9 protein-coding genes are annotated in these 9690 nt (G+C 73.9%); 1 reads left to right on the top strand and 8 read right to left on the bottom strand.

Going from position 1 to position 9690, the window contains the following annotated elements; translation table 11 throughout:
- Positions 1-15 precede the first annotated feature (15 nt).
- From E1287_RS39545 to E1287_RS39580, 8 genes are all read right to left on the bottom strand, one after another.
- Positions 16-1077, bottom strand: a complete 1062-nt coding sequence (locus E1287_RS39545) for an ABC transporter permease (RefSeq protein WP_243719750.1) — start codon at positions 1075-1077, stop codon at positions 16-18.
- Positions 1074-2615, bottom strand: a complete 1542-nt coding sequence (locus tag E1287_RS39550) for a sugar ABC transporter ATP-binding protein (protein ID WP_131970648.1) — start codon at positions 2613-2615, stop codon at positions 1074-1076. Before E1287_RS39550 ends, E1287_RS39545 begins: the two co-directional genes overlap by 4 nt.
- A 55-nt stretch (positions 2616-2670) precedes the next feature.
- Positions 2671-3864: an ROK family transcriptional regulator gene (locus tag E1287_RS39555; protein WP_207934740.1), complete on the bottom strand. Its 1194-nt coding sequence runs from the start codon at positions 3862-3864 to the stop codon at positions 2671-2673.
- 190 nt (positions 3865-4054) lie between these two features.
- On the bottom strand, positions 4055-4663 hold the full coding sequence (locus E1287_RS39560) for an ATP/GTP-binding protein (protein WP_131970650.1): 609 nt from the start codon (positions 4661-4663) through the stop codon (positions 4055-4057).
- Positions 4644-5033, bottom strand: coding sequence for a DUF742 domain-containing protein (locus E1287_RS39565; RefSeq protein WP_131970652.1), 390 nt, complete (start codon positions 5031-5033; stop codon positions 4644-4646). Before E1287_RS39565 ends, E1287_RS39560 begins: the two co-directional genes overlap by 20 nt.
- Before the next feature lie 3 nt (positions 5034-5036).
- Positions 5037-5486: a roadblock/LC7 domain-containing protein gene (locus E1287_RS39570; protein WP_131970654.1), complete on the bottom strand. Its 450-nt coding sequence runs from the start codon at positions 5484-5486 to the stop codon at positions 5037-5039.
- Positions 5483-7987 (bottom strand): nitrate- and nitrite sensing domain-containing protein, encoded by a 2505-nt coding sequence (locus E1287_RS39575; protein ID WP_131970656.1) that lies wholly within the window; start codon positions 7985-7987, stop codon positions 5483-5485. The genes E1287_RS39570 and E1287_RS39575 overlap by 4 nt, the downstream gene beginning before the upstream one ends.
- Positions 7988-8130: 143 nt before the next feature.
- A complete protein-coding gene (locus E1287_RS39580; protein ID WP_131970664.1) occupies positions 8131-8559 on the bottom strand; it encodes a roadblock/LC7 domain-containing protein in 429 nt (142 codons plus the stop codon).
- Between the two features lie 358 nt (positions 8560-8917).
- On the opposite strand from E1287_RS39580, the gene E1287_RS39585 reads away from it, so the two are divergent.
- Positions 8918-9690: hypothetical protein (locus E1287_RS39585; protein WP_131970658.1), on the top strand; the 773-nt coding region annotated here is incomplete at its 3' end.

Below are 9690 nucleotides of genomic sequence, written 5' to 3' on the forward strand. Positions count from 1 at the left end.
GGGTGGACGGGGTGGTCAGGCGGGCGAGCGGAGCCCGCGGCGTTGCAGCAGCACGGCGATCACGATGATCACGCCTTTGGCGATGAGCTGGTCGCTGGTCTGCAGGCCGTTGAGGATGAACAGGTTGGTGATGAGGGTGAAGATCAGCACGCCGAGGATGGACCCGGCGATCGTGCCGCGGCCGCCGGTCAGCAGCGTCCCGCCGATGATGACGGCGGCGATCGCGTCCAGCTCGTACAGCTCGCCGTGGGTGCTGGAGCCGGTGGTGGTCAGCGCCATGATGATGATCGCGGCGATGCCGCAGCAGAACCCGGACAGCGCGTACAGCAGCAGCGTGTGCCGGCGGACGTCGATGCCCGCGAGCCGCGCCGCCTCCCGGTTCCCGCCGACCGCGAACGTCCGGCGGCCGAACGTGGTGCGGTTGAGCAGCAGCCACCCGGCGACGGCGACGGCCGCGAAGATGTACACCAGCAGCGGCAGCCCGATCAGCTTCGTCGTGGACAGCGCCTCGATCGCGTCGTTCTCCGGGCGGATCAGCTGCGTCTTGCGGTCCGACATCCGCTGCGCCAGCCCCCGCGCGGCGACGAGCATCGCGAGCGTGGCGATGAACGGGACCATCCGCCCGTAGGAGATCAGCAGCCCGGTCACGACGCCCGACCCGGTCCCGACGAGGATCGCGCACATCGCCATCACCGCCGGGCCGTACGACTGCGTCGCGACCGTCGTCGCCCACACCGACGCCAGCGCCATCACCGACCCCACCGACAGGTCGATCCCGCCGCCGATGATCACGAACGTCTGGCCGACGCTGATCACGCCGATGGTGGCGGCGAGCACGAGGACGCCGACCGCGTTCCCGGTCGTCGCGAAGTTCTCCGGTTCGGTGATCAGCCCGGCCGCGCACAGCAGCACCAGCGCCGCGACCAGCCCGAGATGCCGGATCTCGCCGACTCCGGCCGGCCCGCCGTTCCCGACCTTCTTCGTCAGGGAGACGAGGGCCCCGTCGCGCTCGTTCAGCCCTGTGCCCTTCCGGGGGGCCTGGGGGGTCGTCCCCCCAGAGTGACGGGTTTTGGTCACAGGGCGCTCCCTTCCATGATCATGTTGAGGACGGCGGCCTCGTCGAGGTCGCGGGCGTCGCCGGTGTGCACCACCCGCCCGTCGCGGACGACGAGGACCCGGTCGGCGAGCCCGAGCACCTCGGGGACCTCGCTGGACACCAGCAGGACCCCGATGCCCCGTCCGGACAGGTCGCGGATCAGCGCGTACAGCTCGGCGCGGGCGCCGACGTCCACGCCGCGGGTCGGCTCGTCCAGGATCAGCAGCCGCAGCCCGACCGCGTCCTTCTCGGCGGCGCCGAGGAGCCAGCGGGCGAGGACGACCTTCTGCTGGTTGCCGCCCGACAGCGTCACGACGGGACGTCCCGGGTCGGGCGGGCGGATGTCGAGCGCCTGGATCTGGCGGCGCACGTCGGCGAGCTCGCGGCGGCGGTCGAGCCAGCCGAACGACGCGTACCGGGACAGCCCGGCGACGCTGACGTTCCCGGCGACGCTGCCGTCCGGCATCAGCGCCTGGCTCTTGCGCTCCTCCGGCGCCATGCCCATGCCGCGCCGCACCGCCGCGCCCGTGTCGCCGGGACGGACCGGACGGCTGTCGACGAGCACCCGCCCCCGGGCCGGCCGCCGCGCTCCGAAGATCGTCTCCAGGATCTCCGAGCGCCCTGACCCGACCAGCCCGGCGAGCCCGACGATCTCGCCCGCGCGGACGGTGAGCGACACGTCCTCGAACGATCCGGGCAGCGTCAGGTTCTCGACGCGGAGGATCTCCGGACGGTCGCCGCGCGGCGTTTCGGAACGTTCCGGGAAGGCGTACTCGACGTCGCGTCCCGTCATCAGCGACACGATCTCGCCGGTGGACGTTGTGCGCGCGGGCAGTCCGACGGCGACGGCCCGTCCGTCCTTGAGGACGGTCACCCGGTCGCCGATCTGGCGGATCTCCTCCAGCCGGTGCGAGATGTAGACGACCGCGACGCCCGCGCCGGTCAGCTCCCGGATGATGCGGAACAGGTTGTCCACCTCGTCGTGCGCGAGCGCGGCGGACGGCTCGTCCATCACGATGAGGCGCGCGTCGTGCGACAGCGCGCGGGCCATGCTGACGACCTGCTTGCCCGCCGCCGGCAGCCGCCCGACCTCGCGGCGCGGCGGGATCTCGGCGTGCCCGAGCCGGCCGAGCAGCTCGCGCGCCGCCCGCTCGGCGTCGCCGCGCCGGGTGAACCCGAACCTCGCCTTCTCGTGGCCGAGGAAGATGTTCTCCGCGACCGACAGGCCGTCCACCAGGTCCAGCTCCTGGTAGATGGTCGCGATGCCGGCCCGCATCGCGGCGGTCGGCCCGGCCAGCCGCACCGGCGCGCCGGCGAAGACGATCTCGCCCGCGTCCGGCTGGTGCGCCCCCGCGAGCACCTTGATGAGCGTCGACTTGCCGGCGCCGTTCTGCCCGAGCAGGCAGTGCACCTCGCCGGGGCGCACGTCGAGGTCGACGCCGTCCAGCGCGCGGACGCCGGGGAACTGCTTGACGATGCCGCGCATCACCAGCAGCGGTTCGGGTTCGGACGAGCCCATCGGGCCTCCTCGGGGGCGGGAGCCGATAAGGGAACGGGGACGGTTTCGGGACGGGTCAGGCGGCGGAGAAGGAGAAGACGTGGTCGCTGATGAGCCGGGCGCCGCCGACCACGCCGGCGGTCCCGGCGAGCTCGGACAGCACGATCGGGAGGTTGCCGGTCGCGAGCGGCGCGGACCGGCGGTAGACGACGCTGCGGATCTCGGCGAGCAGCGCGTGGCCGAGCCCGGCGACGCCGCCCGCGATGATGACCAGGCCCGGGTTGAAGAAGCTGACGAGCCCGGCGAGGACCTGCCCGACGTGCCGGCCGCCCTCCCGGATGAGCCGCACGGCGACCGGGTCGCCCGCCGCCGCGGCCTCGCCGACGTGCTCGGCGGTCAGCTCCCCGTGCGTCTGCAGCAGCGCGGCGAGCCGCGGCGACTCCCCCGAGGCCGCCGCCGCGGCGGCGTCCCGCGCGAGCGCCGCGCCGCCGAAGAACGCCTCCAGGCAGCCCGCGTTGCCGCAGGCGCAGGTCGGGCCGTCGTCGTCCACGCGGATGTGGCCGATGTCGCCGGCGCTGCCGGACACGCCGCGGTAGATGGCGCCGTCCACGACGATGCCGCAGCCGATCCCGGTGCCGATCTTGACGAGCAGGAAGTCGTCCACGGAGCGGGCGAGCCCGGCGTGCAGCTCGCCGAGCGCCATCAGGTTCACGTCGTTGTCGACCAGCACGGGGCAGCCGAGCTCCTGCCCGATCGCGTCCCGGACGGGGAACCGGTCCCAGCCGGGCATGATCGGCGGGACGACCGGCATGCCGTCCCGGAAGCTGACCGGCCCGGGGACGCCGATGCCGGTGCCGTGCACCTGCGGGATGAGGCCCTCGTCGCGCAGCTTGCCGAGCAGGTCCAGGGCCCGTTCGAGGACGACGGTCGCGCCCTGCCGCACGTCGCACTGCTCGCCGACGTGGCCGAGCACCTCCAGCTCGCCGTCGGTGACGGCGACGTCGATCGAGGTGGCGCCGATGTCGAACGCCACGAACCGCAGCCGCGGCGACAGCCGGACGATCCCGGACCGCCGCCCGCCCCGGGACGCGGCCAGCCCCGCGCCCTCCACCAGCCCGAGCTCGACGAGCCGGTCGAGCTCCACGGCCAGCTTCGACCGCGACAGCCTGACGACGTCGCCCAGCTCGGCGCGCGAGCGCGGGCCCTCGTCGCGCAGGAGCCGCAGCAGGCGTGCCTGATGCACGTTCTGCGGACGAGCCGACATGCGCATCACGCCGTCCTCTCCTGGCCGGGCCCCGGGTCGCAGGGCTTGGCGAGAAGGTAACCGGCTTTCGCCGCTCTGAGAAGACCTTTCTTCTAGATCATCTCAACTTTTTCCAGCCAGAGGACAAAGATCAGCGTGCGACGGCCCCCGCGGCACTGCCGCGGGGGCCGTCGGGCCGTTCGGTCGTTCGGCCGCGCTAGTAGCTGATCGTCGCCTGGCGGCTGCTCATCGTGCGCATGATGTGCTCGACGAGCGTGATGAGCACCTGCTTGGCGTCCTCCCGGTCGCGCACGTCGCAGGAGATCACCGGGATGTCGGGCGACAGGTCGAGGGCGTCGCGGACCTGCTCGGCCGTGTGCCGCCCCGCCCCGTCGAACCGGTTCACGCCGATGATGAACGGCAGCCCGCGCCGCTCGAAGTAGTCCACGGACGCGAAGCAGTCGGCCAGGCGCCGGGTGTCCACGAGGACGACGGCGCCGAGCGCTCCCTTGGCCAGCTCGTCCCACATGAACCAGAACCGGTCCTGGCCGGGCGTCCCGAACACGAACAGCACGAGGCCGTTCGGCAGGGTGATCCGCCCGAAGTCCATCGCCACCGTCGTCGTCGTCTTGGCCGCGACGGCGGTGGTGTCGTCGATCCCGATGCTCTTCTCGGTCATCGCCTCCTCGGTGCGCAGCGGGCGGATCTCGCTGACCGCGCTGACCAGGGTGGTCTTGCCGACGCCGAAACCACCGGCCACGAGGATCTTCACCGTCAGCGCGGAGTCGCCCTGTGAGGCGTCCGCGTCAGAGCGCACGGATTCCATCGATCACTTCCTTGAGTACGCGCTCGCTGGGGAACTGCGCCACCGGCGCGGGTCGCCGGACCTGAATCAGCGAGCGGTCGAGCAGATCGCCGAGCAGGACACGGACGACCCCTAGGGGGAGTTCCAGATCCGACGCTATCTCGGCGACCGACAGCGGTGTGCGGCAAAGCTCCAAGATCATGTTATGTTCCGGCGCCCACGGCGCCGCCGAAGGGGGGTCGTCCGCGGGTTCCGGCGCGTCCACGGCGGCGATCAGGGCGACGAGGTCGAACTCGTCGCCCTGGTAGTGCGTGCGGCCTCCGGTGAGCGCGTAGGGCCTGACCACCGGGCCCGCCGCGTCCCCGTCCTCGTACCAGGCGGCGTCCCCCATGCCTCACCCCCCGCCCGGCTCGGAGGCGGCGGCCCGCGGGTCCGCCGACAGGTGCTGCCCGACGCGGGCGACGAGCATCGCCATCTCGTAGGCGATGATCCCGAGGTCGGCGTCGGCGGCGGCGAGGACGGCGAGGCACGCGCCGTGCCCGGCGGCGGTGACGAACAGGAACGACGACTCCATCTCCACGATCGTCTGCCGGACGGGCCCGCCGCCGAACGACTCCCCGGCCCCGCGCGCGAGGCTCTGGAAGCTGGCGGCCACGGCGGCCAGGTGGTCGGACGACTCGCGAGCCAGCCCGCTGGAGGCCGCCATCCGCAGCCCGTCGCTGGACAGCACCACCGCGTTCTGCACCGCGTCCACCCGCTGGACGAGGCTGTCCAGCAGCCAGTCCAGCTCGCCGCCGGCCCTGCCGTTCGGGACGTCCGCGCCGGAGTACTGGGCCTCTGTCATGGGGTGTCGCCCTCCTGGTCGCCTGGTCTCCGCTCCCGCTCGCCCGGTTTTCCTGCCGCCTCGGCGCCGGCCGCTTCCTGCCTGCCGCGCTGCCAGCCGCGCTGCATGGCGGACATCATCGACCGCATCGCCTCGGGCGAGCGTTCCGCGGGATCGTCCCTGCTCCCGTCGCTCCCGTCCGGCGCCTTGGCCTTGCCCGGCGCGGGGGCCGCGTCCATCGGCACGGGCGCGGAGAGCGGCATGGCGGGCTCGGCGGGCGCTGCCGGTTCGGGCTTCGGCGGGACGGGCGGCGCGGCGGGCGGGGCCTGGCCCTTGGCGGCCAGGTGCTCGTCGACCCGCCGTTTGAGCTGCGGCGCGAGATGCTGCTGCCGCCGCCGCTTGGGCAGCTCGCCCTTCTTCGGCGGAGCCGCCGGATCGGCCTCGGGTTCGGGTTCGTCCTGGGGCCGGGCCCCGGTCTCGGCCTCTGTCTCCGCCTCGGGCCCGGCGGCCAGCCGGACGGCGCCGCCGGTCGACGACAGGTCGGCCTCCCGGTTCGGCAGCTCCGGCATCGGCCCGGTCAGCCGGCGCGGCGCCGGCTCCTGCTCGGCGTCCTCCACGATCAGCGTCCCGGGGATCAGCGCGACCGCGGTCGTCCCCCCGTACGGGGACGGACGCAGCGTGACCGTGATCTCGTGCCGCTCCGCCAGCCGCGCCACGACGAACAGCCCGAGCTGGGCGCTGTCGGACGGGTCGAACTCCGGCGGGCTGGCGAGCCGCTCGTTGGCGGCGCGCATCGCCTCCTCGGTCATGCCGAGGCCGCGGTCCTCGACCTCGATCGCGAACCCGTTGGCGACGGCCTGGCCGCTGACCCGCACCGGCGACTGCGGCGGCGAGAACGTCGTGGCGTTCTCGACCACCTCGGCGAGCAGGTGGATGACGTCGGAGACGGCGGAGCCGCGCAGCGCGATCCGCGGCAGCGGCTGCACCCGGACACGCGGGTAGTCCTCGACCTCGGCGACGGCGCCGCGGACCACGTCCACCAGCGGGACGGGCCGCCGCCAGCCGCGTCCGGCCGTCTTGCCGGCGAGGATGACCAGGCCCTCCGCGTGCCGCCGCATGCGGGTCGCGAGATGGTCGAGGCGGAACAGGTCCGACAGCTCGGACGGGTCCTCGGTGCGGCGCTCCATCGTGTCGAGCAGCCCGAGCTGCCGGTGCAGCAGCGCCTGGTTGCGGCGGGCGAGGTTGACGAACACCTCGCTGATCCCGCGCCGGGCCGCGACCTCGCCCTCGGTGGCCAGCACGACGGCCTCGCGGGCGCGGTCGAACGACTCGGCGATCTGCCGGATCTCGTCGATGCGGTAGCCGTCCGCCGGGGCCGGCTCGGGCTCCGGGCGCCGGCCGGCGGCGATCTCCCTGCCCAGTCCGGGGAGCCGCTCGCGGGTGAAGCTCACGACGCCGGCGGTGAGCGTCCGGCACTCGCGCAGCAGCCGCCGCGAGACGCGGGTCGCGATGAGGGACGACAGCACGATCGCGAGCAGCCCGAGCCCGCCCGCCAGGCCGAGCCGCACGAACCTGCCGACCGCGATGCCCCGGGCGTCCTCGACGGCGTCGGCGAGCATCTTCTCCGCGAAGGCCTCCATGCGGTCGACGACGGCGCCCGCGGCGGACCGCCAGGCGTCCGCGTCGACGGCCTGGGCGCGCTCGGACGCGGCGGACCGCCCCGTCCTGGCACGCGCCTCGGCGCCGCCGATGACCTGGTCCTCGAGCTTCTGGAGCCGGGCGTACTGCGGCGACGCGGTGATCCGCCCGAAGTGTTCGCGGTGGGCGGCCGACAGGCTCGACACGTTGTCGGCGTGCAGGAACCGCTGTGCCCCGACGAGCTGCGCGAACCGGCCGCGCTCGGCGGCGGTGATGTGGCCCGCGGCGAGGGCGCCGGTCAGCAGGGCGTCCTCGCGCGCCAGGAACTCGCGGGCGCGGCCGAACGCGGCGAAGGTGCGGGCCTTGGCGGTGATGGACCCCTCGCCCGGCGTGATCGCCTGGTGCACGGCGAAGCACGCGTCGATGACCTCGTCGTAGCCGCGCAGCGTCTGGGCGCGGTCGGCGGACCGCGCGTCCACGCCGCGGCGGACGGCATGGAGGGTGTCGAGCTTGGCCACCAGCCCGTCGATCCGCGTGACGAGCCCGGGCCGGAGCGTTCCGCGCAGGTCCCCGTCCCGGCTGCCGGCGCGGACCTCCCCCGCCGCCTTGTCGGCGTCCCGCCGGCTCGCCGTCTTCGCGCCCGCGTCCACCGGGCGGCCGCCGCCGAGCTCGGCCGCCGACAGCCGCCGCTCCTCCTGGAGCGCCTCGATGAGCCGGAGCGTGGGCAGCATCGTCTTCTGCTGGAACTGGCGGCTCTGCAGGAGCACGTTCGCGTCGCCGTAGGTGACGCCCGTGATGAACGCCCACAGCGAGACCAGCGCGAGCAGCGGGACGAGGACCAGCAGCGTGATCCTCGACCGGATGGAGGAGAGACGAGGAACCATCACGGCCTCGGCGTCCGGGACGGCATACGGGGAAACCTCCCGATGCGTGGGGGTACGGGGGTGTGCGGGAGCCTACTACGTCGGGGGTTCCCGGCGATCGGGCATCGGCGCGGCGGCCGCGCGCTCGTGCGCTTAGGGCCAGGTCAGGACATTCCGAGGCGCTCGCCGCCGACCTGCGTCCCGAACCTCGGGCTCGCCTGCATGTGCCGTCCGGCGCGCTTGATCAGCACCGCCATCTCGTAGGCGACGAGTCCCGCATCGGCCTCCGCGTCGGCCAGGACGGCGAGGCACGTGCCGTCGCCGGCGGCGGACACGAACAGCAGCAGCGCGTCCATCTCGATGATGCTCTGCCGGACGTTCCCGCCCGCGAAGTGCCGGCCCGCGCCACGCGCGAGGCTCTGCAGGCCGGACGCCAGCGCGGACAGGTGCTCGGCGTCCTCGCGGCCGAGCTCGCCGGACGCGGCGACCGCCAGGCCGTCCCGGGACAGGATCACCGCCTGCCGCACGGCCGCCACCCGCCGCGCGAAGTCGTTGAGCAGCCAGTTCAGCTCACCGGTCACGGTGTCGTGCATCATCGGGCTCCCTCGTCCCCCCGCGTCCGGCGCGAGGTCCCTGGATCATAAAGGTGACCTGCGACGGGACCGCAACCGCTTTGGCCCCATTCATGCGCATTGCCGCCATTCCCGCGACCGGCCACGATGACCGCGCGGTACCGGGATGCCCGAACCGGACGGAAGAAGATAGCGGCATATTGGGACAATTTGCTTCATTTCCCCCTGTTGTCCGAGGCCATTGCGCCATACTCTGCTTCTTCACCCACCACTTCGCCTCGCGGCCGGCACGGGAAGGAGAAGCACGATTCACTCAGGCAACGACGGCGGCCGGGACGGGAGGCCGACCTCCTGGCCGGAGGGCGTTACGATGCCCGCCGTGAGTCCCGAAAGCCAGGCATCCGAGGCACTGCCGTCGCGACGGCGCCGCGCCCCCCGCGGCGGCCGGCACCGCGGCGACGAATCGTTCCTGCTTCCCCCCGGATCCCCCACGCTGGTCCTGGCCGTCCCCGGCCCCGCCAGGCGGGCCGGCGCCGAGCCCGCCCTGGAGCTGGCGCGGCTCGTCGAGATCGAGCACACCGGCCAGCCCGCCCGCGTCGCCTATCTGGAGGGCGACGAGGCGAACCTGCACACCGTCCTCGCCGGCCTGCACCACGACCCGGACGAGCTCGCGGCGGTCGTCGTGCCGATGTCCACCGGGCCCGACCCGGCGATGGACGCGGCCCTGCGGCACGCCGTCGCGGCCGCCCCGGCGAACGCCGTCGCGGCCGAGCCGCTCGGCCCGCACCCCCTCATCGCCGAGGCCCTGCACGACCGGCTCGCCGACGCCGGCCTCGCCCGCGCCGACCGGATCAGGCTGATGACGATGGTGACCGCCGCGTCCGGCGTCATCATCGCCACACCCGGCGACGCCACCGCCGTCCGGCAGGCCGAGGTCACCGGCGTCCTGCTCGCCTCCCGCCTCGCCGCGCCCGTCTTCACCGCCTCGCTGAACGACGACGCGTCCGTCAAGGCCGCCGCCGAGCAGCTCCGCGCGGCGGGCGCCACGTCCATCGCGCTCGCCCCGCACCTGATCGGCCCCGAGCCGGACGCGGCCCGGGTGGCGTCCGCCGCGGCCACCGTCGGCTGCCCCCACTCCGCCCCACTCGGCCC

Origin of the sequence: Actinomadura sp. KC06, from assembly GCF_004348735.1 — a bacterium.
GTDB lineage: Bacteria > Actinomycetota > Actinomycetes > Streptosporangiales > Streptosporangiaceae > Spirillospora.

Bases quoted from the DNA above. Each gene is read 5' to 3' on its own strand.
- E1287_RS39570 (WP_131970654.1), bottom strand. From the start codon at position 5,486: ATGACAGAGGCCCAGTACTCCGGCGCGGACGTCCCGAACGGCAGGGCC.
- E1287_RS39550 (WP_131970648.1), bottom strand. From the start codon at position 2,615: ATGGGCTCGTCCGAACCCGAACCGCTGCTGGTGATGCGCGGCATCGTC.
- E1287_RS39555 (WP_207934740.1), bottom strand. From the start codon at position 3,864: ATGCGCATGTCGGCTCGTCCGCAGAACGTGCATCAGGCACGCCTGCTG.
- E1287_RS39580 (WP_131970664.1), bottom strand. From the start codon at position 8,559: ATGCACGACACCGTGACCGGTGAGCTGAACTGGCTGCTCAACGACTTC.
- E1287_RS39565 (WP_131970652.1), bottom strand. From the start codon at position 5,033: ATGGGGGACGCCGCCTGGTACGAGGACGGGGACGCGGCGGGCCCGGTG.
- E1287_RS39575 (WP_131970656.1), bottom strand. From the start codon at position 7,987: ATGGTTCCTCGTCTCTCCTCCATCCGGTCGAGGATCACGCTGCTGGTC.
- E1287_RS39560 (WP_131970650.1), bottom strand. From the start codon at position 4,663: ATGGAATCCGTGCGCTCTGACGCGGACGCCTCACAGGGCGACTCCGCG.